The organism is Comamonas sp. SCN 65-56 (assembly GCF_001724135.1).
Lineage (GTDB): Bacteria > Pseudomonadota > Gammaproteobacteria > Burkholderiales > Burkholderiaceae_C > Comamonas_C.
In genome coordinates, this window is sequence record NZ_MEDS01000008.1 from 83,243 (window position 1) to 108,047 (window position 24,805).

Here is a 24,805-nt window from a genome sequence, read left to right on the forward strand (position 1 = left end):
ACGCCGATGGAGCACCACGCGCCACCGACCGCTGCAGGCGCCTCGCAACCGGGGGTCGAACGCGCGTTCTTTGATCGCGTGGACCTGCATCTGGTGCGGGTGCTCTACACCGTGCTCACCGAGCGCAGCGTCTCACGCGCAGCGCTGCGGCTGGGTATGAACCAACCGGCTGCATCGGCCGCACTCAAACGCCTGCGTGAACTCACGGGCGATGCCCTGCTGGTCAGAAGCGGCGCCGAGATGGTGGCCACCGACGTGGCGCTGCAGATGATCGAACCCGCCGCGAGCGTGCTGCGCGCGGCCGAGGCGCTGTTCACGCAAACGCGCGACTTTGACGCCGCAACCAGCACCATCACCTTCAATATCGCCGCCAGCGACTACCTCGACCCGCTGTTTCTGCCGCATCTCGTGACCGGCATCAAGCGCGAGGCGCCGCTCGCGCATGTGGCCATCCACGCGCTCACGCGCGAAGCCGACTACCGCGCGCAGCTCGCGCAGGGCGAGGTCGATCTGGTGATCGGCAACTGGCTACAGCCGCCGGACGATCTGCACATCGCCCAGCTCTTCAGCGACGAGGTCGTCTCGCTGGTAAGCGCCCACCATCCGGCCGTGGAAAAAGGCTGGAGCACGCAGCAATGGCTCGCCGCCGAGCATGTCGCCCCCATGCCCACCTACCCCGGCGCACGCGGCATCATCGATCAGGTGCTCAGCAGCCAGGGCCTGGCGCGCAACATCGTGGTGCGCAGCGCCTACTTCGGCCTGATCCCCGAGATGGTGGCGCACAGCCAGCTCGTGCTCACCACCGGGCGCCAGCATTGCGAGCGCATCGCCAGCGGGCTGCCGCTGGTGATCCTGCCCTGCCCCATCCCCATGCCGCCCATGGATTACTACCAGCTCTGGCACACCCGCAGCCAGCACGCGGCCCATGCACGCTGGCTGCGCGAGCGCGTGAAAAAAACCATCCAGGCGCTCTGATTTTTCATCCCCCACCGGCAACAACAAGGAGACAACCGATGCTGGAGCAACTCTTCAAGCTCAAGGAGCACGGCACCAACGTGCGCACCGAGCTGATCGCGGGCCTGACGACCTTCCTCACGATGGCCTACATCATCTTCGTCAACCCGGCCATCCTGGGCGACGCAGGCATGCCCAAGGATTCGGTCTTCGTCGCCACCTGCCTCATCGCCGCGCTGGGCACGGCGGTGATGGCGCTGTACGCCAACTACCCGATCGCGCTGGCCCCCGGCATGGGGCTGAACGCCTACTTTTCCTACGCCGTGGTGCTGCACATGGGCTTTACCTGGCAGGCGGCGCTGGGCGCGGTGTTCATCTCTGGCTGCCTGTTCCTGTTCGTCACCCTCACCGGCATCCGCAGCCTGATCATCAACGGCATCCCGCAGTCGCTGCGCCTGGCGATCACTGTCGGCATCGGCCTGTTCCTGGCGCTGATCGCGCTCAAGAGCGCGGGCATCGTCGTCGGCAACGAGGCCACACTCGTAACGCTGGGTGACCTGCACAAGCCGAGCGTGGTTCTGGCCGCCATCGGCTTTCTCATCATGGTGGTGCTCGACCGCATGCAGGTGCGCGGCGCGATCCTGATCGGCATCATCGCCGTCACCGTCCTTTCGTTTTTCTTTGGCGGCAACGAGTTTCGCGGCATCTTCTCGCCGCCGCCCTCGATCGAGCCGACGCTGTTCAAGCTCGACATCCACACCGCGCTGACCAAGGGCCTGCTCAACGTCGTGCTGGTGTTCTTCCTGGTGGAACTGTTTGATGCCACCGGCACGCTGATGGGCGTGGCGCGACGCGCCGGCCTGCTGGTGCCGGGCAAGATGGACCGGTTGAACAAATCGCTCTTTGCCGACAGCGCCGCGATCTTTGCCGGTTCGCTGCTGGGAACGTCAAGCACCACCGCCTACGTCGAAAGCGCCTCGGGCGTGCAGGCGGGCGGGCGCACCGGCCTTACCGCCCTGACGGTCTCGGTGCTGTTCTTGGCAGCACTTTTCATAGCACCTCTCGCAGGCGCAGTGCCGGCTTATGCCACGGCACCCGCCCTTTTCTTCGTCGGTTGCCTGATGATGCGCGACCTGACGGAACTCGACTGGAACGAATCCACCGAAGTCATCCCCGCGGCCATCACCGCATTGATGATGCCCTTCACCTACTCGATCGCCAACGGCCTCGCCTTCGGCTTCATCGCGTATGCGGCCATCAAGCTGTTGACCGGCCGCGTGAAAGAAGTGCACTGGATGGTCTGGCTCATTGCCATCGTGTTCCTGTTCAAGTTTTTCTACGTCGGAGGCTGAGTCCATGCAAGGCTACCGGGCGCAATTGCTGCGCTTTGATGCTCAGGGCCAGGCCCTGTTCGAGAGCGACGGCCTGCTGGTCACCAGCCCGGGCGTCGACGGCGTCCAGCGCGTCGTCGACGCCGGGCCCCACGCGGCGGTTGCCGCGCGCCACCCGGACCTTCCGGTAACGCACTGGCCGGGTCGCATCATCGCGCCCGGCTTTATCGACCTGCATGTGCATTACCCGCAGACCGACATCATCGGCGCGCCCGCCGACGGTTTGCTGCCCTGGCTCGCGAACTACACCTTCCCGGCCGAATCGCGCTTTGCCGACCCGGCGCATGCGGCCGAGGTTGCGGCTTTCTTCTTCGACGAACTCGCGCGGCACGGCGTGACGACGGCGCTCACCTTCGCCACCTCGCACCCGGCGTCGGTCGATGCCTTCTTCACCGAGGCCAGTCAGCGCGGTCTGCGCATGATCTCGGGCAAGGTGCTGCAGGATCGCCACAGCCCCGAAGGCGTGCGCGACGAAACCGGGCAAAGCCTGGTCGACACCGAGGCGCTCATTCAGCGCTGGCACGGCAAGGGCAGGCTGGGTTACGCCATCACGCCGCGCTTCGCGCCCACCTGCAGCGACGCGCAACTGCGCGGCGCGGGTGAACTGGCGGCAAAGTACCCCGACACCTGGATCCAGTCGCACGTGGCCGAGAACCGCGACGAGGTGCGCTGGGTGCACGAGCTCTTTCCCCAATCGCGCTCCTACCTCTCGGTCTACGAAGACTTCGGCCTGCTGCGTCCGCGCGCCATCTACGCGCACTGCATCCACTTTGATGGCGAAGACCGCGCGCTGATGCACGCCAGCGGCGCCGCCGCCGCCGTGAGCCCGACGAGCAACCTGTTCCTCGGCAGCGGTTTCTTCGATTTTGGCGCGGCGCAAGCGGCAAACATGCTGCATGGCTTGGCAAGCGATGTCGGCGGCGGCACCAGCTTCTCGCCGTTTCACACCATGCTGGCGGCCTATTACGTCGGCCGCGAAAGCATGGGCAAGGCGGGGCTGAGCCTCTCACCCGCCCAGCTGTGGTTTCAGCACACCGGCGGCGCGGCGCGCGCGCTGGGGCTCGATGGCGTGGTCGGCACCTTGCAGCCGGGAACCGAGGCCGACTTCGTCGTGCTCAACCCCGCCGCCACGCCGCTGCTGGCGCGCAAGAGCGCGCAAGCGAACAGCCTGGATGAATTGCTCTTCGGCCTCATCGTGCTGGGCGACGACCGCGTGGTGGAGCGCAGCGTCACGGCGTGAGAGGGTTCGGCGTTGGGCGTTCAGCGTGAACTTCCGGGACGCGCACCGCCTCCTCACGCTCAACGCTCAACGCTCAACCTTCCCACTTCGCCACGCGCCATAGATCGCGATCAGCCCGGGCACCAGGATCAGCGCCCAGATGATCTTCTCCAGGTTGTCCTTCACCCACGGCAGGTTGCCGAAAAAGTGCCCCGCGGTGCAGATGCCCAGCACCCAGATCAGCGCCCCCGCCACGTTGAACGCGGTAAAGCGCGTGCGGTTCATCGCCGCCACGCCACCGACGAAAGGAGCAAAAGTGCGGATGAAGGGCATGAAACGCGCCAGCACGATGGTGATGCCGCCGTAGCGCTCGTAAAAGGCATGCGCCTGCTCGAACGCCTTCTTGTTGAACCAGCGCGAGTTCTCCCACTGAAACACGCGCGGCCCGAAGTGGTGGCCAATCTGGAAATTGCACTGGTCGCCCAGCACGGCCGCCACGATCAGCACCGCGCTGGCGGTCCAGAAATCCAGCAGCCCCGCACCACTGAGCGCACCGGTGATGAAGAGCAGTGAATCGCCCGGCAAAAACGGCATCACGACGACACCGGTTTCCACGAACACGATGAGAAACAGCAGCGCGTACACCCAGGCGCCGTAGCTTGCAACGAAGGCCTCCAGGTGTTTGTCCACATGCAGGATGAAGTCGATCAGAAAAGCGGCGATTTCCACGGAAGGTGCGTCGGTTCAAAGCGAAGCCGTCGATTATCCGTGCCTCCTAAAATGACCCGCGTGAACGACCGTGCAGCCCCCCTCCCCTCGCCGCCCCGCCCCATCCACGAACTGCCCGACGAGCTGATCAGCCAGATCGCCGCCGGCGAGGTGGTCGAGCGCCCCGCCTCCGTCGTGCGCGAGTTGGTGGACAACGCGCTCGACGCTGGTGCGGCGCAGATCACGGTGCGGCTGCTGGCGGGTGGCGTGCGACTCATCACAATGGAGGACGATGGCTGCGGCATCCCGCACACCGAGCTGGTGCTGGCCTTGCGCCGGCACGCGACGAGCAAGATCGCCAGCCTTTCGGACCTGGAATCGGTCGCCACCATGGGCTTTCGCGGCGAGGCGCTGGCGGCGATTGCCTCGGTCTCCGAGCTTTCCATCCTCTCGCGCACCTTTGGCCAGCCCAGCGCCTTCCTGCTGCATGCGCGCAGCGGCGAGCTGCGCCCGGCGGCACGCGGCACCGGCACCACGGTCGAGGTCAAGGAACTGTTTTTCTCCACTCCCGCACGGCGCAAATTCCTCAAAAGCGATGCCACCGAGCTCGCCCACTGCATCGAGGCCGTACGCCGCCATGCGCTCGCCCGCCCGGATGTCGGCTTTGCCATCTGGCACGAAGGCAAGCTGGTGCAGCAGTGGCGCGCCAGCGTCACGCCGGGCGCGGCGCCCGATGGCGACGCGCTGGCCCGGCGCATGGCCGATGTGCTGGGCGAGGAGTTCATTGCCGCATCGCTGCCGGTGCACCACCAGGCGGGCCCGCTCGTCATCACCGGGCGTGCCGGGCTGCCCAGTGCCTCGCGCTCGCGCGCCGACCAGCAATACAGCTACGTCAACGGCCGCTTCGTGCGCGACAAGGTGCTGCAGCACGCGGCACGCGCCGCCTACGAGGATGTGCTGCACGGCCAGCGCCAGCCGGTGTACGTGCTGTATCTACAGATCGCCCCCGAGCGCGTGGACGTGAACGTGCACCCGACCAAGATCGAGGTGCGCTTTCGCGACAGCCGCGAGGTGCACCAGGCGGCGCTGCACGCGCTGCAAGGCGTGCTGGCGGCGCCACGCGCGCAGGCCCTGGCGGCGACACCCGCCGCGGCCGATGACGCACCCACACTGCAAAATTTCAAGCCAAATCAGCCTCCAGCGCCCTACTGGCAAGCGCAAGCAGCTCTCAGTTTGAGAGAAAGCGGGGGCCACAAGGTCTCTGACCTGCAAGCGCTCTGGGGCAGCCCGCCGCCTGCTGCCCCGGCGGGCGAGGTGCCGCCCCCCGACCACGCCGCCCAGCCGTGGCCTGCGCCGATCATGGCCGCCGCTGTCCAGGCCAGCGTCGATGCCGCCCCCGCCATCTGGCCGCTGGGCCGCGCGGTGGCGCAAATCCACGGCGTCTACATCCTGGCCGAGAACGCGCACGGCATGGTCATCGTCGACATGCACGCCGCGCATGAGCGCATCGTCTACGAGCGCCTGAAGGCGCAGCTGGACGGCACGCAGCGCATCGCCAGCCAGCCGCTGCTCATCCCCGCCACGTTTGCCGCCACCCCGGTTGAAGTGGCCACGGCCGAAGCACAGGCCGAGACGCTGGCCACGCTGGGGCTGGAGATTATGCCGTTTTCCGCCCGCACCCTCGCGGTGCGCGCCGTGCCGACCACGCTCGCCCAGGGCGATGCGGTGGAGCTTGCGCGCAACGTGCTCGCCGAGCTGGCCCAGCATGAATCCAGCACCGTGGTCCAGCGCGCACGCGACGAAATTCTGGGCACCATGGCCTGCCACGGCGCGGTGCGCGCCAACCGTCAGCTCACGCTGCCGGAGATGAACGCGCTGCTGCGCCAGATGGAAACCACCGAGCGCTCCGACCAGTGCAACCACGGCCGCCCCACCTGGCGCCAGCTCTCGATGAAAGAGCTGGACGCGCTGTTTTTGCGCGGGCGCTGAAGGGGTCTGCACGCCCCTCGCGTGCATGGGCAGAAAGGACCAATGCTGTCGGCTTCACCCACCCGATGCCGCCAGCGCCGGTTGCTCAAACCGCTGCAGCAACGCCAACAATTGCTCCACCTGCGCCGCGCCAAACACCCCATCCGGCCCCTTCGTGTGGATGTCGATGAACGGCGACTGGTACAGGCGCGCCGCCGGCATGGCGCCGTGCTCGGTCAGGTGCTGCACGATCTCGTCGATGAACTGCAGCTGGCTCGCACTGGCCGTACCTCCAGCCACCAGGTGCGCAAAGGCCGCGGCGGCGGCCTCACGGTCGAGACCGACGAGCGAGCGGACAAACACCGGCAGGCTGGTGTGCAGCGCGCGGGCGCGCTCGATGTCGCCGTCGCTGCCGCCCGCCTCGTGCAGCAGCGCGTCGAGTTCCTGCAGGTCGGTAACCGTGAGCGGCTGGTTGCGGCGCAGCTTGTGCAGCGCCAGCCGGTCTTCATGGGCGCGCAGAAAGACCTTGGCCTTGGCGCGAAAGCGCTCGAAATCCACCGCGCTCGCCACCAGGGGCAACTCGACCTCCGCAGCCTCGCCCAGCGCATCCTCAAAGTCGGTATAGACCACCTTGCGGCTGGTTTTCTCGATCAGCTTGATAAGGCTGCGCAGCTTGCGCCGGGCCTGCTCCAGCATGGGCAGGGTCACGTCCTGCCACCATTCGTCGCCCGTGATGGCTTCGATCAGCAACAGGTGCTCGCGCACGCTGGGCACATTGGCGAGGTGGAGCAGGCCGTTCGCCAGTTGCTGCACGCGGGCCTGCAAGCGGGCCAGGGCGGGCTCCTGCCGCAGCAGGGCGAGTTGGGTCCCCAGCATCAGGGCGTCGAAGCGCTTGGCGTCCTCGTCGTCGTCGCGCACGCTGGTAGGCAGGCCAGAGAGGTGCTGCGACACCTCGGCCAGTTGCTCCGCCGTCGGCTGCCGCCACGCATCGGCCTGCGCCCAGGCTTCCACCCAGCGGCGCTGCGGGCGCACCACGAAGTTGTCGAGCGACATGCCCGCCACCATGCCGTGCAGCAGGGCGGCGGTGTCGTCGCGGATGGCGGCCTCGGTCAGCACCAGCGGCTGCGGCGTTGCCTCGGCCACGCCTTGGATTTTCAGGCGCTGATCCAGCACGCCCAGCAGTTCCAGCCGGGCGTTGAACAGGCGCTGCGACAGCGGCTGCGCCAACGCACCCTCGCTTCCCTCCAGCTCCTGGCTGAAAAACTCCAGGTTCTGGCAGAAGTCGAAGATGAAAAAGTCCTGCTTGTCCTGCTCCGGCCCGTACAGGTCTTTGCACAGGCGCGTGCCGCGCCCCACCATCTGCCAGAACTTGGCCTTGGAGCGCACGATCTTGAAGAACACCAGGTTCACCACCTCGGGCACGTCAATGCCGGTGTCCAGCATGTCCACCGAAATGGCGATGTGCGGTGCGCGGTCTTTCTGCGCAAAGTCGTCGATCAGCGACTGCGCATATTCGGTCTTGAAGGTGATGACGCGCGCGAATTCGCCCCGGTACTGCGGATAGTTGGCGTTGAACCGCTCGGCGATGAAATCGGCATGCCGCTGGTTCTTGGCAAAGATGATGGTCTTGCCCAGCCGGTCGCCGCCCGCCACCTTGTGGCCGCGCTCCATCAGCAGGGCCAGCATCTTGTCCACCTGGTTCACCGCCTCGGCACTCACGGCGTCGGGGGGCTCCCCGCCCTCCTCGTCCCACTCCAGCGCGTCCCACTGGTCTTTCTCGTCGTCGCTCAGATCGTTGTAGCGGATGCCCTCGCGCTGGAACTTCAGCGGCACCGAAATCGCCTTGGGCGGTGCCAGGTAGCCCTCGGCAATCGCATCATCCAGCCCATAGGCGTCGGTGGGCACGCCGCTTTCCAGGCCAAACAGGCTGTAGGTATTGCGGTCGATCTCGTCCTTGGGCGTGGCCGTCAGGCCCACCAGCAGGGCGTCGAAGTAGCTGAAGATGGCGCGGTACTTCTGGTAGATGGAGCGGTGCGCCTCGTCCACCACGATCAGGTCGAAGTGGCCCACGCCGAAGCGGCGTTGCCCACTACCCGCGCCTTCGTTGATGAGCCCCATCATCGTGGGGTAGGTCGATACATATACCCGCCCCTCGGTGGCGCGGTCGGTCACCAGGTTCACCGGTGCCGCATCGGGCAAGTGGGCCTTGAAGGCATTCACCGCCTGGTTCACCAGCGCCACGCGGTCGGCCAGAAACAGCACGCGCTTGGCCCAGCCCGCGCGCATCAGCAAATCCACCAGCGCAATCACCGTGCGCGTCTTGCCCGCGCCCGTGGCCATCACCACCAGGGCCTTGCGGTGCTGGTCGCGCTCGAAGGTCTCGGCAATGCGGCGAATGGCGCGCTGCTGGTAGTGGCGCTCCACAATGCTTGCGGCAATGGGCAGCCGGGCCAGCGGCTTGCGCGTGGTGCGGCGCTGGTGCATCAGCTCCAGCTCATCGCGCGTGTGAAAGCCTTGCACCGGGCGCGGCGGGCTGGTGGTGTCGTCCCACACCCAGTGCTCGTAGCCGTTGGTGCCGTAGATCACGGGGCGGTGGCCCGTGCTGCGCTCGAGGCAGTCGGCATACAGGCGGGCCTGCTGCTCGCCTTCCTTGGCGCTGCGGCGGCTGCGCTTGGCTTCGACGATGGCCAGGGGGATTTCTCCGCTCCACAGCACGTAATCGACAAAGCCCTTGCCTTGGCCATTGGGCATGCCCTGCACTTCAAACTCGCGGTCGCGCTTCTGGTCCAGCGCCCAGCCCGCTTCTTTGAGCAGCAAGTCAATGAACAGGTCGCGCGTGGCGGCCTCGTGGTAGTCGTGTTCGGTGGCGGGTTGTGCGGCGTTGGCCGCCTTGGCGGCAGCGATCTCGGCGCGGTAGCGGGCCAGCTCGGCATCCAGCTCGGCATGGCGCGCTGCGGCTTCGCGCAGGGCAGCGTCGCGCTCTGCCAGGGCCTGGGCTTGCTTCGCCAAGGCTTCTCGCGCAGTTGCCTGGGCGGCACGGCTGGCGGCCTGCTCTTGCGCAACTGCCGTGCTGGCAGGCAGGGGCAAAAGATCGGCACGAAACTGCAGCCCCGCCGCGGGCCGGTCGCCCACGCGGCGCGCATAGTGCTGCGCCAGCCAGAAGGCCACATGGAAGAGCTCGCGCAGTGCGGCCAAGGCGTCTTGCGCAGGCACGGAGCGCACATCGTGCACCGCCTTGTTGCCCAGGCGGCGGATCACATCCATCTTGGCGTGCACCGCCGGGCCCACCAGCTGCTGAAAGCTGGGCTCGAACAAAAAGGCCGACAAATCCGCCTTGTAGGGCATGCGCAAGCTGCCACCCCGCCCGCCTTCGGCCCGGTACAGCCAGGCCACGGCCAGCTCCAGCGTGCGGCGGGCGTAAAAGCAGGCGGTGCGCGGGTCGGCGTGGGCAGCGGCCTCGGCACGGCGGGCTTCGGCCAGCAGGTCGGGCCAGTCGGGTTGCAGGAAGCCGAAGTTCGATGCAGCGCTATAGCTCACGGGGTTGCCTCTCCTCTGCGGTGTACGCCGTCTGCGCGGCGGGTTTTTTGTTCAGCCAGTCATCGACAGCGCGTTGCGGCAGTGTTCCTCAAAAACACCGCCCAGGGTGTTCAGCAATGCGAGCTCTGCCGATGTCGGTTTGTTTTTCTTCTCGATCTGCGTACGCACTTTCTCCCATGCGGCGGGCAGTGCTGACGCCATCGAGCGGAATTCCTTGAGCGTTTCGTCCAGACGAAAGCCGCAGTCCTCGCACAGTGCCTCCCAGGAGTGGCGGCCCACGGCGTCAAAGTTTTCCTCATCGCCAATGAACAACGCCAACCCGGTGTCGCCATACGCCCGCACGCACAGCAGATCGTAAAACGGCGCCAGGCGGTAGCCCTTGTCGTCGATCAGCACCGACAGGTTCTTGGCGTGCGCATCCGCATTGCCGATGAGGTAGTTGAACATCACCCAGCGCTGCAACTCCAGCAGGTCGCGCCCGCGCACCGACAACGCACGCAGGGCCTGCACCAGCTTGGGCAGGCTCACCAGGCCGCCACTGCGCTCGTACTTCCAGCCGGGCCCGTGGCCCAGCAGTTGGCAGCCGTCGATCTGGTGCAGCCCCACGATGTTGCCCGCCGTCATCACGCGGTCGTAGCGCTCCACCACGTAGGCGGCCTCCGGCACGCGCAGCAGCCACACCTTGGGCACGGGCAGCTTCAGTGCCTTGGCCAGCAGCATGCAGGCGTATTCGTTGATGGCGCTGGGCGTGTAGCGCAGCTGGCGTGTGTCGGGCTTGAGGATGTGGGTGGTGGGCGACTGCCCCACGCTGTCAAACAGGTGGCGTTTTTTGCTGTCGTAGCGCAGGCCCACCTTGTCTTGCGCGCCCGCCAACGACATGGTGGCGGCGTCGTTCGACACCAGCAGCGGCACCCGTTGACGAGCGGCCAGGCGCTCGCTCAGTGTGGGCAGTGCCAGTGGCGCATATTCCTGCGTTGCGGACGGGCGCTCGCCCTCGGGCAGCAGCGCGATCACGCCCGGCAATTCCTGCCCCAGCTTGCCCAGCAGGTCAAAGCTGGATGCTTGGCGCATGTGCAGCGCGCTGATGATGTCTTCCAGCGCCTCGCCCTCGGGCAGCAGGTTTTCGAAAAAATTGCGCACCAGCGCCCCGGTGTAGCGCTGTGGGCCCAGCGCGAATTGCGGCGCCAGCACATATGCCCCTGGCTGGGCGAGCCACTGGGCGTCGTACTCAAAGAAAAACTCGGCGGCGGCGTGCCCAAACCACCCCATGGGGCAGGTATTGGCCCACACGCGCAGCCGAATCATGCGCTGGGCCCGCCCTGGGCGTGGGGTGTGGCATCTGGCGGCGGTGCCATGCTGGCCGCTTCGTCGCCCCAGCCCACCACCTGCACCGACAAGCCCAAGCCTTGCACCAGCAGCAGCAGCTTGCCCAGCGAACAGCGTTCGGGCGTGCTCTCTGCATCACGGATGAAAGACGGGCTCACATTGCACACCGCTGCCGCTTGCGTGCGCGACAACCCCTGGCGCTTGCGCTCGGCAGCCAGGCGCTGGGCCAGCGGGGACAGATCGGGTACCTGGAGCTTCATTTTTTGACCTTATCGGGTCATATTAGCCGGTTTCACGGTCGCTGACCGCATTTTTGCTCTTATGAGGGCAATTTTTCGCAACGATGGTTGCGCGCCGTTGGCCCCGGCGCCCATTGGGGGCAGCCCACACAACCGAAAAGTGATCCCATAAGGTCAAATTTGGAAGGATGGTGCGCGAATTCCGTGAATTTGTCCCTAAGGGAACATTTTCAGAGGGCTGGTTTTTTCGACAGTGACGCGCGAAGGCTGTGTGCGGTGGGCCACTCTTCCAGCCGTCTTTAACCTGTATTGGCTGGCTTATTCAAGGCCGACGGGTTTTATAAGTGATTGATTTTCAAAGAAATTTTGAGGAGGCAATGACCGCTTTGACGTATGGAGCGACCATCGGGTTTAAAGCAGGCTGTGCGCCAAGGCCGGTTGCACTCGGTGTGCAGCCTGCCGTATGGACTGAGTGGGCGCACAGCCCGGAAGGTGAGCGCACCCGAGCGGCGGGATTGCTACCCTCGTTCACAACTGCCCCGCAAACGCCCGCTGCTGCAGCGAGGCAAACAGCGCATCCAGCGCGGCCAGGGCGCGGCGGTGGGTGGCTTTGAGGGCTTCGATGGAGGCGATGCGGGTGGCGAAGGTTTGTTGGAGGGGGAGGGGGGGGACCATGAACTCGATGGCTTCAAACCGCGATTTGCTAACCATGCCCTTCATCCCGTTTGTTGATGCGCCTTGGATCAACTTCTTTCCAACAACAATTTGTGCGTAGGCAAAGTGCGCATCCAGTTCAACAGGAATGAATGCATTGATCTGCTGGTTGAACGCAACTTCACGATCCGCCATGGCCGCATTACCTATGCAATCCGGACTTCCTGCAATACAGGTCACCAAGATTGAGTTCGGTGGAACCAATCGGCCAACAGCCTTTCCAGCTTCTGATAAGCCCTCTGTTGCATTGGTCACGTAATAGTGTGGAGTGTTCAAGTTGTCCGACTTGATCCACTCCACCGAATTGCCGTAGTAGGCGGGCACATCCCGAGAAGGCGTGTTGCCAGTGACAACTTTTCCCAAGCTCGAAACAGGCTTGACTGGCCACCCCTTCGGATTCGCCACCGGGTCCCCAAACATATCGAGAAAGAGGGACTGGGTGAGGCAGTCGAGCAGGGCCAGGGCGGTGCGGCGTTGGGTTCGGAGGGTTTCGGCTTGGTCGAGGATGGCGGCGATGCGGCGTTGTTCTTCCAGCGGAGGAAGATACAGGGGCGTACCTAAGAATTCGCCACGGTTGACGTGCTGCATGGTGGCGCCATGCAGATGCTTTTGCATTGCAGACAAGGCACCGCTTAACGCCAGTCGCAAATACGCTTTGTCAACTTTCGATTCGTCAGGGACGACACGAAAAATGTGCTGATTCAGCAAACCAATTTCCGGTCTGTTCCAAGTGAAAACGCCCAAGGTTGCTGACCATGAAACGAGCAAATCGCCTGGGTGTACCTGCAGCTTTTCAGCAACCGTCCGTGTGGTCCGGTTAAACGGCTTCGACGCATCCGTGAGGTTCTGAATGCGAATGATTGGAAAGCCGCTGTCGCCCCAGTCTTCGGGCTTAAATGCGGCGCCGTTGATGAATTGAGCAACTTCACCGAGAGAGGTCATGTTGCGAGTCACTTCAACATCCCCTCCAACACCCCCATCCCCCGCGCAATCTGGTCTTCCAGCGCCCGCAGCTCCGCCAGGATCTCCCCCGGTGCCCGGTGCTGCACTTGCTCATGCACCACTTCCTTGTAGCGGTTGATGCTCAGGTCATAGCCATTGGCCTCGATGTCGGCCTTGGGCACGCAAAAGCTTTGCGCGGTGCGGGGGCGCTCGCGCTCGCTGCCGTGGCGCTGCGTCCAGCGGGTCAGCACATCGGGCAGGTTGTTTTTTGCGTGCTCTGCTTCTGATAGCTGCTCGCGGTTGTCCAGTAAGGGCTGGAGGCCTAAAAGACTTGTATCCAGCAGGGGCTGGCGTTTGTCGTCCAGGCTCCAGCCGTCGGCTTGCATGTCGTAGAACCACACATGGTCGGTGCCGCCGCTCATGGTTTTGGTGAACAGCAAGATGGCCGTGCTCACGCCCGCGTAGGGCTTGAACACGCCGCCGGGCAGGCTGATGACGGCATCCAACTTCTGCTCTTCCACCAGCTTGCGGCGCAGTTCTTTGTGCGCCTTGCTGGAGCCAAACAGCACGCCGTCGGGCACGATCACGGCGGCGCGCCCGCCGGTTTTCAGCAGGCGCAGAAACAGGGCCAAAAACAGCAGCTCGGTCTTTTTGGTTTTGACGGTTTGCTGCAAATCCTTGGCGGTGTTTTCGTAGTCCAGGCTGCCCGCAAAGGGTGGGTTGGCCAGGATGAGGCTGTAGGCCTCGGCGTCGCCCGCCGCGCCTTCGGCCAGCGAGTCGCGGTATTCAATGGCGGGGTGCTCTACACCGTGCAGCACCATGTTCATGCTGCCAATGCGCAGCATGGTGTTGTCAAAGTCATACCCGTGGAACATGCCGTTGTGGAAGTGCGCGTTTTGCGCGGGCACGCGCAGCATGTCGGGGTAGGTGCGGCGCAGGTATTCGCCGGCGGCCACCAAAAAACCGCAGGTGCCCGAGGCGGGGTCGCAAATGGTGTCTTGCGGCGTGGGGGCGGTGAGGGCCACCATCAAATCGATGATGTGGCGCGGGGTGCGGAACTGGCCGTTTTGCCCGGCAGAGGCGATCTTGCCGAGCATGTATTCGTACAGGTCGCCCTTGGTATCGCGGTCGTCCAGCGGGATGGTGTCGAGCAAGTCCACCACCCGTTGCAGCAGCGACGGCGTGGGGATGGTGAAGCGGGCATCGCGCATGTGGTGCGCAAAGGCGCTTTCAGCCGCCGGGCCGCCCGAGGCTTGCAGGCCGCGCAGGAAGGGGAAGACCTGGTTGCTGAGCACGTCGAACATCTCGGCCGGGGCCATGTTCTTGAAGCGCGACCAGCGCATGTTGTCGTGCGGGCGCTCCAGTGCGTCCATGCCTGCCGGGATGAGGCGCACGGGCTGGGTTTTGAGGCGCAGGGCCTTGTTGTCTTCGCGGGTCTGGTCGCTGTCGAGGGCGCGCAGAAAGAGCAGGTAGGTGATCTGCTCGATGACTTCGATGGGGTTGGCGATGCCGCCGGACCAGAAGGCGTTCCAGACTTGATCGACTTTGTTGCGCAGGTCACCGGTGAGCATGGGGCGATACGAAAGTAGAGAGGGAAAGACCGCACGAGTCTGCCACGGCCGCCCCACCTGGCGCCAGCTCTCGATGAAAGCGCTGGACGCGCTGTTTTTGCGCGGGCGCTAGCGGCCGCGTTCGGCGCTTTCACTTCCTGACCCCGTTTTTGCGCAGACCGGTGTTCGCCCGGCATATTCAAAACATGATCCCATGTTTTTTTGGCATAATGCTGCGTCGCATCATTTTTCCTGAAGGTGTTTTACATGGGTGCCCGTCTTTCCGCTGGTCAGTTTCTCGACCGTGTCGCTCAACGCAATGCTGGTCAGGTCGAATTCCTGCAGGCGGTCACCGAGGTCATGGAAACCCTCTGGCCCTACCTCGAAGCCAACCCGCGCTACACCGATCAGGCGCTGCTCGAACGCCTCGTGGAGCCCGAGCGGGTGGTGATGTTTCGCGTAAGCTGGACGGACGACAAGGGCGCCGTGCATGTCAACCGCGGCTACCGCATCCAGCACAGCATGGCAATCGGCCCCTACAAGGGCGGCCTGCGACTGCACCCCTCGGTCAATCTTTCCATCCTCAAGTTCCTGGCGTTCGAACAGACCTTCAAGAACGCGCTGACCACGCTGCCTATGGGCGGCGCCAAGGGCGGCTCGGACTTCGACCCCAAGGGCAAAAGCCCGGCGGAAGTCATGCGCTTTTGCCAGGCCTTCGCCAGCGAGTTGTTCCGCCATGTGGGCGCCGATACCGACGTGCCGGCGGGCGACATCGGTGTGGGCGGGCGCGAGGTCGGCTTCATCGCCGGCATGATCAAGAAACTCAGCAACCGCGCCGACTGCGTGCTGACCGGCAAGGGCATGAGCTTTGGCGGCTCGCTCCTGCGCCCCGAAGCCACCGGCTACGGCCTGGTGTATTTCGTCGATGAAATGCTCAAGGCCCAGGGCAAGAGCCTGGACGGGCTGCGCGTGTCGGTCTCGGGCGCCGGCAACGTCGCGCAATACGCGATCGAAAAGGCGCTGCAACAGGGCGCCAAGGTCATCACCTGCTCGGACTCGAGCGGCACGGTGATCGACGAGGAAGGCTTCACGCCTGAGAAGCTCGCCATCCTCATGCAGGTCAAAAACGAGCAGTACGGCCGCGTGGGCGACTACGCCAGCCGCGTCGGCGCCAAGTTCCAGGCTGGCGTGCGCCCCTGGCATGTGCCGGTGGACGTGGCCCTACCGTGCGCGACGCAGAACGAACTCGACGAGAACGATGCCCGCACGCTGATCAAGAACGGCGTGCAGTGCGTGGCCGAAGGCGCCAACATGCCCTCGACCAACGAGGCCGCCAAGGCCTTCGAGGCCGCCGGCGTGCTCTACGCGCCAGGCAAGGCCAGCAACGCCGGCGGCGTCGCCACCTCGGGCCTGGAAATGAGCCAGAACGCGGTGCGCCTGGTCTGGACGCGCGACGAGGTGGACGTGCGCCTGCTGTCCATCATGCAAAGCATCCACAGCGCCTGCATCCAGCACGGCCGCCGCCCCGACGGCAAGATGAGCTACATCACCGGCGCCAACGTGGCCGGGTTCGTGAAGGTGGCAGACGCGATGCTGTCGCAAGGCGTGATCTGAACTTCTTCCTCCCCCGCCGGGGGAGGATCGAGGTGGGGGCCAGCGGCTCCCGCACATGTGTTCATCGGTTCGTGCCCTCGGGCACGCCAACCGCATAGAGGCAACCTCAACCGGGTTGCCTCTTTTTTCATAGCTTTTTACGCATACTGAATGGGCGCTAGCGCCGGATTTCATTCAATATCGATCTGATGCGCTCCGCATCAAGGCTCATCCCCATGCCTTCAACGCCCACGGCTCATGGGCACATGGTTATAGTGAGGCGATACCCGCAAATACCTTGACGGAGCTTGTCATGACCGCTGCTGCCGTTCGCCCCGTGGCGATCAAGATCGACGAGGACACCCGGGCCCGCATCAAGCGCCTGGCCGACGCTCGGCATCGCACGCCTCACGGGCTGATGCGCGAGGCGATCACCCAGTACGTTGAGCGCGAAGAAAAACGCGAGGCCTTTCGCCAGGACACGCTCAGGGCCTGGGAAGAGTACCGCAGCACCGGACTACACGCGAGCGATGAAGAAGTGCAGACCTGGCTTTCGAACTGGGGCACGGATCACGAGTTACCTGCGCCCACATGCCATAAGTAAGGTTCGCACCATCCGCCATCCGTGACTTGGAGCGCCTGCGCGAATTCCTGCAACCGAAAAGCCCCATCGCAGCCAAGCGTGCAGGCGAGGTGATCGTCAAGGCCGTGCAGGTGCTGGGCTTGCAGCCCGGGATCGGTCGCCCCATCGAGGGCATGCCCGACGAGTTCCGAGAGTGGATCATCGACTTCGGCGCCAGCGGCTACGTGGCCCGCTACCGCATAGCCCCAGATACTGTCACGATCCTGGCAGTGCGGCACCAGAAAGAGGTGGGCTATTGATGGAGGCACGCGAGCACGTGCCGGGGCTTTTTCTTGGGCGGCTCAAGACAAGCGAATGACCTGATTCCAAGGCAGCTCAGCGATCAGTTCGTAGTTCGCCACCACCCAAACACGCCCTGCCTCACCCGCGCGCCGTGCCTGCTCCCCCAGCGCCTCGCGCAGATAGCGGATCGACGCGTGGTCCAGCGCCGCCTCGGGCTCATCGATCAGCGTGAGTGGCGCGCCGCTGGCGAGTGCTGCGGCCAGCAACACCTTGCGCTTGCTGCCGGTCGAAAGCCGAAACATTTCCTTGTGCAGATGCTCTTGCAGCGCCAGGCCCTGCACGTGCCGCTGCCAGTCGTCCGCGCGCCACGCGGGGTAGCGCGCGGCGAGCTCGCCCACCCATTGCTCGGGCGAGATCTCCGGCCAAGGCGCACGCGGATCGCGCCAGAAAACGCCTTCGGGTGAACGCTCACGCCAGGCGGCGACATCTACCCCATCCCAACGCACCGTACCCACCGCAGGCGCCACCTCACCAGCCAGCACGCGCAGCAACGACCCCGCCACCGCACCCTCTTCATCCAGGAGCAAGGACAGGCCCGCGCCAAAACTCGCGCTCCATCCCGCCAACCGCGCCCCGCCTTCCTCACCCAGCGTCACGCCTCTTGCAATCAGGCAAGCCTGTGACCATTTCTCGCTCATGCTCCGTACTCCAACGTTCACACCCACGTGTTTTTACACTGTGCGCCATGCCTGATTCGATCCCCCCGGCAGGTGCGGCCCACCGTCCTGCCCCGCGCGCGTTGGGCGCCTTGCTGCCCTTCCTGCGCCCCTACCGCTGGCCGATCGCGCTGGCGCTGGTCTTCCTGCTGCTGGCGGCGGCGGCGACGCTGGCGTTTCCGCTGGCGCTCAAGGTCGTGATCGACCGCGGCCTGCCCTATGCCGCGCAGGGCTCGATGCTGCGGGCGCATTTCATTTTCCTGTTCATCGTGGCCGTCGCGGTCGGCGTGTTCTCGGCGGCGCGCTATTACATGATGAGCTGGCTGGGCGAGCGCGTGACGACTGATTTGCGCAGCGCCGTCTACGCGCACGTGCTGCGCCAGAGCCCGGCGTTTTTCGAGACCACGCAGACCGGCGAGGTGCTTTCGCGCCTGACAGCCGACGCAACGCTGGTGCAGACCGTCATCGGCTCGTCGTTCTCGATGGGGCTGCGCAATGCGGTGCTGGGGCTGGGCGCGCTCGCCATGCTGGTCTGGACCAATCCCTACGTGATGTCGGTGGCGCTGGCCGCCGTGCTCGTCGTGGTGCTGCCCGCGATGTGGATCGGGCGCAGTGTGCGGCGCCTCTCGCGCGCCAGCCAGGACCGCGTGGCCGATGCCAGCGCCATCGCCGCCGAGGTGCTGAACGCCATCCCCGTGGTGCAGGGCTACACCGCCGAGCAGCGCGAGGCCGCGCGCTTCGCCGATGCCAACGAATCGGCCTTCCAGACCGCCATCCGCCGAAGCAGCGTGCGCGCGCTGCTCGTGGCCTTCATCATCATCGCCAACGCCGCACTGCTGCTGTGGGGGCTGTACCGCGGCAGCCAGGCCGTCGCCGCCGGGCAGATGAGCGCGGGCAGCCTCGGGCAGACCATCGTCTATGCGCTCTTCCTGGCCAGCGCCGTGGCCGTGCTCGGCGAGGTCTATGGCGATCTGCTGCGCGCCGCCGGTGCGACGGAGCGGCTGATGGAGCTGCTGGCGATCGCGCCCACCGTCGCGCCCCCGCCCGAGCCGCAACGGCGCGCCTTGCCAGCGGACGGCGCGCTGGACGTGGCGTTTGAAGCCGTGCGCTTTCACTATCCCTCGCGCCCGGAGCATCCGGCACTTCATGACTTCACGCTGCATCTGCATCCGGGCGAGACGGTGGCGCTGGTGGGCACCAGCGGCGCGGGAAAATCCACGGTGTTTCAGTTGCTGCAACGCTTCTACGACGTCGAGGGCGGCCGCATCCGGGTCGGCGGCGAGGACCTGCGCGCGCTCGATCCGCAGGCGCTGCGCCAGCGCATCGCCACCGTGCCGCAAGAGGCGGTGATCTTTTCCAGCAGCGCGCTGGACAACATCCGCTACGCCCGCCCCGAAGCCACGCGCGAAGACGTCATCGCCGCCGCCCGCGCGGCATTTGCCGACGACTTCATCACCGCGCTGCCCCAGGGCTACGACACCTTCCTGGGCGAGCGCGGCGTGCGCCTGTCAGGCGGGCAGCGCCAGCGCATCGCGATTGCCCGCGCGCTGCTCAAGGACGCACCCATCCTGCTGCTCGATGAAGCCACCAGCGCGCTGGACGCGCACAGCGAACGCGTGGTGCAGCAGGCGCTGGATGCGGCGCTGCACCAACGTACCGGGCACCGCATCACGCTGGTGATCGCGCACCGCCTGGCGACGGTGCAGCATGCCGACCGCATCGTCGTGCTCGACCATGGTCGCGTGATCGAGCAGGGCACCCACGGCGAGCTGATCGCGATGGATGGCGCCTACGCGCGGCTGGCGGCGCTGCAGTTCACCGCTTGAACCATCCACGAGACGCGGGGAAACGCCCCGCATTACGCAAACTGGCCCAGGATGATCGTCACCCCCGTCGTGCCCTGGGCGTGCACCGAAGGATCCTGGTCACCCACGTCGTCATAGGCAAAGCCGTAGGCCATACCGTTGGCGCTCCAGGCGTGGAATTTCTGCACCCAGACGTTGAAGGGCAGCGTGGTCGACGTGAAATTCTGGCTCAACGGCGGCTGGTAATTGCTGCCCGTACCGCTGTCGTCGATGTCGATCGCCGCCGTGCTGCTCGAGATCACGCCGCGATTGAACCCCGCCAGAATCGCCTTGCCGGTATTCTTGAGGTCTCCCAGCAGATTGCCAACCTGCGGCACGCCAACGCCAGTCATGGTGCCGTTGCAATCAAGCACGTTGTAGGTGGTGAGATCGTTGAACGAAAACTGCACGCCGCCCGTCATCTTCTCGTCGTTGTAGAAATTGAGCGTCTTGCCGTCGCTCGCCGTCTGGCCGTAGTAGGTCTGTTGCAGCGCATTGCTCGGGCAGGTCACCTGCAGCCAGGTGGTTTTCCAGGCGTTGAGCGCCTGTGCAATCACCCCGTCCAGATAGGTGCTGGTCGTCGCGCCGGACGTGCTCGACGGTGCCAGGGCGCGCAGGATGCCCTGCGTGTTGGCCACCGGCGGATAGGTGCCCGCGGCAACCCCGGTGCCGGGAACCGGCAGCGTGGAGCCGAACAGCGGATTGCCGATCGCCGCCAAGTCGGCCAGGATGGCGGAGCGCGCCTGTGTGTACACGCCCTGAATGCCGCCGTCGACGGTCGCGCCACTCGCCTGGATCGAAATCGGGAAACCGTATTGATCGACCTGCGTGGTATTGAGAAACAGCTCTCCCGTTGCGCTCCACGAGAACTCCAGCCAGTCGTACAGGCAGTAGCAGCCCGGCCCGCCGGCGGTCACGACCGGGGTGGTATAGCCATCGACCGTGCCCGTGCCGCTTGGATCGGCCCCCACCCGGGGCGTGAACGGAATTTGCGGCGTGCCCACCGAGATCCAGATGCGCCCGCTGAATGCCGCGGGGCCAGTGCCAAAACCCGGAATGGTGGTGGTGTTGAAGCTCGCCAGATCGGCCACCAGGGTCGGACAGGAGCGATCGAGCGCAATGCTGTAATCGGCCCAGATGCTCGGGTAGTTGGTGTCGTAGGTATTGCCCGAAAGACCGGTCACCGCCTTGGTACTGTCGGTCACGGTGTTGTCGCCCGTCAGCATTTGCACGGGCTGCATTGTCTGCCCGTCGTAGCGGTAAAAGACCTGTCCCGGCACCTTGACCAGCCCGGTGATGTAGGCGCGGATCGGCACATCGGCAGGAATGCCGGTGGCCGCGACGCTGGCATCGATGGTCAGTGGAATCGTTGCCACCGGAGTCTTGCACGCCGAGGCCGGCGGCGTACTGCCCAGGTCACCCGGCGGCGTCGTGCCGTCTCCTCCCCAGTAGCCGACGTCCGACGAGTGGGAAGTGCCGCCGCCGCAGGCAGTCAGCACGCCACCCGCTCCAAGCAGACCCATGCCTTTGAGCAGTTTGCGCCGCTCCAGCTCAAAACTGTCCATGTTCATCTCCTTTGAGAGGGTTGTTGGTCTTCGGAAAAATCGCAAGCGGATTCAGTCTACGGTAATCATTGGCGCCCTTTGCCGAAAAAATGGGCCGGTGACACCCGGTTGTTTGACAGGTGTCAAATTCAAAAAAATGCGCCATTACGTTCACCAAGAAAGCGCGGGTAGCTATCAATGTGATAGTTAACCAGGTATCTCATCGGTACGCAGCCAGCCCGTCACGCTCCAGCGCGTACTGCGGCAGGGCAGCACCGCATGCGGCATCAGGCCGCTGACAAACACCGCCAGACGCGCGTTCAAGGGCGCAAAGCGCGCCAACTCGATGTCCGGGTTCGTCGGCTGATAAAAGCACAGCTCGCCGCCGTCGGCTTCATTCCATTCATCGTTGAGGTACAGCACGATGGAAATCTTGCGCACGTTGCTGCCGCGGTGCTGATCCAGATGCTTGCGGTAACCGCGCCCCTCGGGGTAGCGCGCAAAGTGAAATTCCTGACTGCGCAGGCCCATGGCGAAGCGCTCGTTCAAGACCGCGCGCAGGCCCGCCATCCAGCCAAAGAACGGATGGCGCTCCAATCGCGAACCGGGTGGCACCCAGCAGATCGCGTCGCCGCGCACCTCGGGCTCCTTGCCGCCCGCCGGGTCCAGGCCGAACTCGCCCGGCTCGAAGCAGTTGGCAGCCCACAGCTCTTGCGCATAGCGGCGCAGTTCGGCGCACCACGCGGGCGCGACGTTCGCGTCGCTCACGCTCCAGCCCTGCCGGTTCAGCGCGCTGATGATGGTGTCGTAATCACCCATGGTTCATGGCTCACGGGAGCTGAAAATTCTCTTGTCACAAAACGCGGTCTGCCCGCATCCAATATTGCAACGAGGGGAACAAAAGCCCGGTTCTCCGCATTCGACATCCAACAGGGTGCCAAAGATTCGGGGCTGGTGATTGAAGGAGAAAATCATGATCAAGGTCTATTCCACCATCGCTTTTGCCGCTGGCCTTCTGTTGGCTGGTTCCGCATTTGCTGCCACCATGCAACCGGCCGCTGGCAACGCACCCTATTTTGACGAAGGCCAAAGTACGACGAGCACGCTGCAACGTGCGGACGTCCGCAGCGCCGCCATCGCACAGCACCCTGCGGTTGGCAACTTGTCTGCTGCGCAACCTTACACACCAAGCAAGCTGACACGTGCTCAGGTGCATGACGCAACCGTGCAGGCTATTCATAACGGCTTTCATGTCGAGGTCGGCAATCTGACCACCTTGTAATCGCACGTCTGCCAAGGCAGACATGAAATGGCTTGACCGATACACGGTCAGGCCATTTTTTTGTCTGGCGGCAACAGGCGCATGGCGATAGCTGCATCGATGCGGCTATCGCCATGGTCGCCCATGCTTCGCGGTGCATGTCTCACGCGCCCTGCGTAGCAGTGCCTTCTTTGCGGTTCTTGTTCATCGGCTCGAGACTTGCACTCGCTGGTGCGCGCGCATGCCGCGCGCAGCACAAAAAAAGCCCGGAGAACCCGGGCAAAAAGAAAGGTTGCCGCGAGAGATGCCTCCCTCGCGACAAGCGCGTTACGAAGCCATGCCTGACTTGACGTGATAGCCAGCCGCCAATGCTTTCAGCAAGTCCTGATGAACCTGCGCACGCGTCAGCGTGCTGGAGCCAGGTGCAGTCTCGGATTGAAACTGCGTCAACTCACCGACTGCAGGACGGTGCGCAATCGCATCGGCATGTACTTGGGCACGTGTCAACGCGCCAACGCTCACGGCAGCAGGGTCAAAGAAAGGCATGTTTCCTGCGACAGGTTGTACGGAACCCGCCTGCGCCGCACCTGCCATCAATGCAGCAGCGCCGAAAGCAGCAAGAGCAATCGCAATTTTGTTCATGATGATTCTCCTAAAGACTGATCAAACAAACCGCCCCTCACGAGGTGGAATCCATCGAACAGGCCTGTTCTGCTTTATTGGATGGTGCGATGCAATCGCATGTTTCATGAATGCGCCACGCCAGCACAATTCCATGCGCGATCCAGCCTCTCAAGCCCCGATCAACGCGTGATCAGCCACAACGCCTAAAATTGACAGGTTTCAGCTACGCACGCCATTTGTCATTCACCACCATGGGACGTACCCTCTACGACAAAGTCTTCGACGAGCACGTCGCCCATACCGAAGAAGACGGCACCGCCCTGCTCTATATCGATCGCCACCTGGTGCACGAAGTGACCAGTCCGCAGGCGTTTGAAGGGCTGCGCGAGGCGGGCCGCCCGGTCTGGCGCACCAGCTCCATCATTGCCACGGCCGATCACAACACGCCCACCACCGGCTGGGAGCGCGGCTACGACGGCATCGCCGATCCGATCAGCAAACTGCAGATCGAGACGCTGGATGACAACATCCGCAAGAGCGGCGCGGCCGCCTTCTTCCCCTTCCTCTCCAGGCGCCAGGGCATCGTGCACGTGATCGGCCCGGAAAACGGCGCCACGCTGCCCGGCATGACAGTGGTCTGCGGCGACAGCCACACCAGCACCCACGGCGCTTTTGGCGCGCTGGCGCACGGCATAGGCACGAGCGAAGTCGAGCATGTGCTGGCCACGCAGTGCCTGCTGGCCAAGAAAGCCAAAAACATGCTGGTGCGCGTGAACGGCCAGGTGGCGCCCGGCATCACCGCCAAGGACATCGTGCTGGCGATCATCGGCAAGATCGGCACCGCGGGTGGCACCGGCTACACCATCGAATTCGCCGGTGAAGCCATCCAGGCGCTGTCGATGGAAGGCCGCATGACGGTGTGCAACATGGCCATCGAGGCCGGTGCGCGCGCCGGCATGATCGCCGTCGATCAGAAAACCCTGGACTACGTCAAGGGCCGCCCGCTCGCGCCCACCGGGGTGGAGTGGGATCAGGCCGTGGCCTACTGGAAAACCTTGCATTCCGATGCGGACGCGCATTTCGACGCCGTCGTCAACCTGGCCGCGGCGGACATCGAACCGCAGGTCACCTGGGGCACCAACCCCGAGATGGTGGTCAATGTCAGCGCACGCGTGCCCGACCCGGACAAGGAAAAAGACCCGGTGATCCGCCATGCCATGGAGCGCGCGCTCACCTACATGGGGCTAGAACCCGGCAAGCCGATGCAGGACATCTTCGTCGACAAGGTGTTCATAGGCTCATGCACCAACAGCCGCATCGAAGACCTGCGTGCCGCCGCTGCCGTGGTGAAAAATCTCAACCAGAAAGTGGCGAAGAACATCAAGCTGGCGATGGTGGTGCCGGGCTCTGGCCTGGTGAAGGAGCAAGCCGAGCGCGAGGGCCTGGACAAGATTTTCCTGGCCGCCGGCTTCGAGTGGCGCGAACCGGGCTGCTCGATGTGCCTGGCGATGAACGCCGACCGGCTGGAGCCGGGCGAGCGCTGCGCGTCCACCAGCAACCGCAATTTCGAAGGCCGCCAGGGCGCCGGTGGACGCACCCACCTGGTCAGCCCCGCAATGGCCGCCGCTGCCGCCATTCATGGCCATTTCGTAGACATCCGCAGATTTGCCTGAAAGCGCCACGCATGACAAAAATCGCCGTGATCTTCTCCGTGCTCCTCACCCTGCTTTTGGCCGGCTGCAACACCGTCAAGGGCGTGGGGCAGGATGTGCAAAAAGCCGGCAGCGCCATCGAGCGCGCCGCCAAGTAA

At 64.7% G+C, this 24,805-nt stretch carries 21 protein-coding genes; 11 read left to right on the forward strand and 10 right to left on the reverse strand.

Translation table 11 applies throughout. The features are described 5' to 3' along the window. Window positions 1–6: 6 nt before the first annotated feature. The 3 genes from ABS45_RS05715 to guaD are packed head-to-tail and all read left to right on the forward strand — an operon-like array spanning window position 7 to window position 3,585. Entirely contained in the window at window positions 7–975 is a 969-nt protein-coding gene (locus ABS45_RS05715; RefSeq protein ID WP_291553962.1) for a LysR family transcriptional regulator, read from the forward strand. Between the two features lie 38 nt (window positions 976–1,013). Beyond that, window positions 1,014–2,306 carry an NCS2 family permease gene (locus tag ABS45_RS05720; protein WP_291553964.1) on the forward strand — a complete coding sequence of 431 codons (1,293 nt, stop codon included), beginning with the start codon at window positions 1,014–1,016 and terminating at the stop codon, window positions 2,304–2,306. Between the two features lie 4 nt (window positions 2,307–2,310). Continuing rightward, window positions 2,311–3,585, forward strand: coding sequence for a guanine deaminase (guaD, locus tag ABS45_RS05725; RefSeq protein ID WP_291553966.1), 1,275 nt, complete (start codon window positions 2,311–2,313; stop codon window positions 3,583–3,585). A gap of 66 nt (window positions 3,586–3,651) precedes the next feature. Here the strand turns inward: guaD and ABS45_RS05730 are convergent, their stop codons facing one another. Further along, window positions 3,652–4,293, reverse strand: coding sequence for a DedA family protein (locus ABS45_RS05730; protein WP_291553968.1), 642 nt, complete (start codon window positions 4,291–4,293; stop codon window positions 3,652–3,654). Window positions 4,294–4,344: 51 nt separating this feature from the next. Between ABS45_RS05730 and mutL the strand changes: the two genes are divergently transcribed. After that, window positions 4,345–6,261 (forward strand): DNA mismatch repair endonuclease MutL, encoded by a 1,917-nt coding sequence (mutL, locus tag ABS45_RS05735; protein WP_291553971.1) that lies wholly within the window; start codon window positions 4,345–4,347, stop codon window positions 6,259–6,261. Window positions 6,262–6,315: 54 nt separating this feature from the next. Here the strand turns inward: mutL and ABS45_RS05740 are convergent, their stop codons facing one another. The 5 genes from ABS45_RS05740 to ABS45_RS05760 form a co-directional block, all read right to left on the reverse strand. Then, window positions 6,316–9,777 carry a DEAD/DEAH box helicase family protein gene (locus ABS45_RS05740; protein WP_291553974.1) on the reverse strand — a complete coding sequence of 1,154 codons (3,462 nt, stop codon included), beginning with the start codon at window positions 9,775–9,777 and terminating at the stop codon, window positions 6,316–6,318. Window positions 9,778–9,828: 51 nt separating this feature from the next. Continuing rightward, on the reverse strand, window positions 9,829–11,082 hold the full coding sequence (locus ABS45_RS05745; protein WP_291553977.1) for a HipA domain-containing protein: 1,254 nt from the start codon (window positions 11,080–11,082) through the stop codon (window positions 9,829–9,831). Further along, window positions 11,079–11,363, reverse strand: a complete 285-nt coding sequence (locus ABS45_RS05750) for a helix-turn-helix transcriptional regulator (protein ID WP_291553980.1) — start codon at window positions 11,361–11,363, stop codon at window positions 11,079–11,081. Before ABS45_RS05750 ends, ABS45_RS05745 begins: the two co-directional genes overlap by 4 nt. Before the next feature lie 507 nt (window positions 11,364–11,870). Then, on the reverse strand, window positions 11,871–12,998 hold the full coding sequence (locus ABS45_RS05755; RefSeq protein ID WP_291553983.1) for a restriction endonuclease subunit S: 1,128 nt from the start codon (window positions 12,996–12,998) through the stop codon (window positions 11,871–11,873). Window positions 12,999–13,006: 8 nt separating this feature from the next. Then, window positions 13,007–14,569, reverse strand: coding sequence for a class I SAM-dependent DNA methyltransferase (locus ABS45_RS05760; RefSeq protein WP_291553985.1), 1,563 nt, complete (start codon window positions 14,567–14,569; stop codon window positions 13,007–13,009). Window positions 14,570–14,815: 246 nt separating this feature from the next. Here ABS45_RS05760 and gdhA point away from each other — a divergent pair, with 246 nt between their 5' ends. The 3 genes from gdhA to ABS45_RS05775 all read left to right on the forward strand — a co-directional run bounded on the left by gdhA (window position 14,816) and on the right by ABS45_RS05775 (window position 17,023). Continuing rightward, window positions 14,816–16,162, forward strand: coding sequence for an NADP-specific glutamate dehydrogenase (gdhA, locus tag ABS45_RS05765; RefSeq protein WP_291553987.1), 1,347 nt, complete (start codon window positions 14,816–14,818; stop codon window positions 16,160–16,162). Window positions 16,163–16,454: 292 nt separating this feature from the next. Further along, window positions 16,455–16,745, forward strand: a complete 291-nt coding sequence (locus tag ABS45_RS05770; RefSeq protein WP_291553989.1) for a CopG family ribbon-helix-helix protein — start codon at window positions 16,455–16,457, stop codon at window positions 16,743–16,745. 26 nt (window positions 16,746–16,771) lie between these two features. After that, a complete protein-coding gene (locus ABS45_RS05775; protein WP_291553991.1) occupies window positions 16,772–17,023 on the forward strand; it encodes a type II toxin-antitoxin system RelE/ParE family toxin in 252 nt (83 codons plus the stop codon). A 42-nt stretch (window positions 17,024–17,065) separates the two neighbouring features. Here ABS45_RS05775 and ABS45_RS05780 read toward each other — a convergent pair whose 3' ends face one another. Then, complete coding sequence (locus tag ABS45_RS05780; protein WP_291553994.1) at window positions 17,066–17,704, reverse strand: ATP-binding cassette domain-containing protein; 639 nt, start codon at window positions 17,702–17,704, stop codon at window positions 17,066–17,068. A gap of 47 nt (window positions 17,705–17,751) precedes the next feature. On the opposite strand from ABS45_RS05780, the gene ABS45_RS05785 reads away from it, so the two are divergent. Then, entirely contained in the window at window positions 17,752–19,548 is a 1,797-nt protein-coding gene (locus ABS45_RS05785) for an ABC transporter transmembrane domain-containing protein (RefSeq protein WP_291553997.1), read from the forward strand. Between the two features lie 32 nt (window positions 19,549–19,580). On the opposite strand, the gene ABS45_RS05790 is transcribed toward ABS45_RS05785, so the two are convergent. Then, the gene (locus tag ABS45_RS05790) at window positions 19,581–21,131 is read right to left on the reverse strand and encodes a beta-1,3-glucanase family protein (RefSeq protein ID WP_291553999.1); all 1,551 of its coding nucleotides are present in this window, start codon (window positions 21,129–21,131) and stop codon (window positions 19,581–19,583) included. Between the two features lie 186 nt (window positions 21,132–21,317). Next, complete coding sequence (locus tag ABS45_RS05795; protein WP_291554002.1) at window positions 21,318–21,929, reverse strand: 2OG-Fe(II) oxygenase; 612 nt, start codon at window positions 21,927–21,929, stop codon at window positions 21,318–21,320. Window positions 21,930–22,083: 154 nt separating this feature from the next. Here ABS45_RS05795 and ABS45_RS05800 point away from each other — a divergent pair, with 154 nt between their 5' ends. Then, a complete protein-coding gene (locus ABS45_RS05800) occupies window positions 22,084–22,392 on the forward strand; it encodes a hypothetical protein (RefSeq protein ID WP_291554005.1) in 309 nt (102 codons plus the stop codon). Between the two features lie 306 nt (window positions 22,393–22,698). Here the strand turns inward: ABS45_RS05800 and ABS45_RS05805 are convergent, their stop codons facing one another. Further along, the gene (locus ABS45_RS05805; protein WP_291554008.1) at window positions 22,699–23,013 is read right to left on the reverse strand and encodes a hypothetical protein; all 315 of its coding nucleotides are present in this window, start codon (window positions 23,011–23,013) and stop codon (window positions 22,699–22,701) included. Between the two features lie 233 nt (window positions 23,014–23,246). Between ABS45_RS05805 and leuC the strand changes: the two genes are divergently transcribed. Continuing rightward, window positions 23,247–24,668 carry a 3-isopropylmalate dehydratase large subunit gene (leuC, locus tag ABS45_RS05810; protein WP_291554011.1) on the forward strand — a complete coding sequence of 474 codons (1,422 nt, stop codon included), beginning with the start codon at window positions 23,247–23,249 and terminating at the stop codon, window positions 24,666–24,668. Window positions 24,669–24,679: 11 nt separating this feature from the next. Next, window positions 24,680–24,805, forward strand: a complete 126-nt coding sequence (locus ABS45_RS05815) for an entericidin A/B family lipoprotein (protein ID WP_291554013.1) — start codon at window positions 24,680–24,682, stop codon at window positions 24,803–24,805.

Excerpts from the sequence above, each read along its gene's own strand:
- ABS45_RS05770 (WP_291553989.1), top strand. The coding sequence starts at position 16,455 with ATGACCGCTGCTGCCGTTCGCCCCGTGGCGATCAAGATCGACGAGGAC.
- ABS45_RS05805 (WP_291554008.1), bottom strand. The coding sequence starts at position 23,013 with ATGAACAAAATTGCGATTGCTCTTGCTGCTTTCGGCGCTGCTGCATTG.
- ABS45_RS05780 (WP_291553994.1), bottom strand. The coding sequence starts at position 17,704 with ATGAGCGAGAAATGGTCACAGGCTTGCCTGATTGCAAGAGGCGTGACG.
- ABS45_RS05790 (WP_291553999.1), bottom strand. The coding sequence starts at position 21,131 with ATGGACAGTTTTGAGCTGGAGCGGCGCAAACTGCTCAAAGGCATGGGT.
- ABS45_RS05785 (WP_291553997.1), top strand. The coding sequence starts at position 17,752 with ATGCCTGATTCGATCCCCCCGGCAGGTGCGGCCCACCGTCCTGCCCCG.
- guaD (WP_291553966.1), top strand. The coding sequence starts at position 2,311 with ATGCAAGGCTACCGGGCGCAATTGCTGCGCTTTGATGCTCAGGGCCAG.
- gdhA (WP_291553987.1), top strand. The coding sequence starts at position 14,816 with ATGGGTGCCCGTCTTTCCGCTGGTCAGTTTCTCGACCGTGTCGCTCAA.
- ABS45_RS05720 (WP_291553964.1), top strand. The coding sequence starts at position 1,014 with ATGCTGGAGCAACTCTTCAAGCTCAAGGAGCACGGCACCAACGTGCGC.
- ABS45_RS05755 (WP_291553983.1), bottom strand. The coding sequence starts at position 12,998 with ATGACCTCTCTCGGTGAAGTTGCTCAATTCATCAACGGCGCCGCATTT.
- ABS45_RS05800 (WP_291554005.1), top strand. The coding sequence starts at position 22,084 with ATGATCAAGGTCTATTCCACCATCGCTTTTGCCGCTGGCCTTCTGTTG.
- ABS45_RS05795 (WP_291554002.1), bottom strand. The coding sequence starts at position 21,929 with ATGGGTGATTACGACACCATCATCAGCGCGCTGAACCGGCAGGGCTGG.
- leuC (WP_291554011.1), top strand. The coding sequence starts at position 23,247 with ATGGGACGTACCCTCTACGACAAAGTCTTCGACGAGCACGTCGCCCAT.
- ABS45_RS05715 (WP_291553962.1), top strand. The coding sequence starts at position 7 with ATGGAGCACCACGCGCCACCGACCGCTGCAGGCGCCTCGCAACCGGGG.
- mutL (WP_291553971.1), top strand. The coding sequence starts at position 4,345 with ATGACCCGCGTGAACGACCGTGCAGCCCCCCTCCCCTCGCCGCCCCGC.
- ABS45_RS05745 (WP_291553977.1), bottom strand. The coding sequence starts at position 11,082 with ATGATTCGGCTGCGCGTGTGGGCCAATACCTGCCCCATGGGGTGGTTT.
- ABS45_RS05815 (WP_291554013.1), top strand. The coding sequence starts at position 24,680 with ATGACAAAAATCGCCGTGATCTTCTCCGTGCTCCTCACCCTGCTTTTG.
- ABS45_RS05750 (WP_291553980.1), bottom strand. The coding sequence starts at position 11,363 with ATGAAGCTCCAGGTACCCGATCTGTCCCCGCTGGCCCAGCGCCTGGCT.
- ABS45_RS05760 (WP_291553985.1), bottom strand. The coding sequence starts at position 14,569 with ATGCTCACCGGTGACCTGCGCAACAAAGTCGATCAAGTCTGGAACGCC.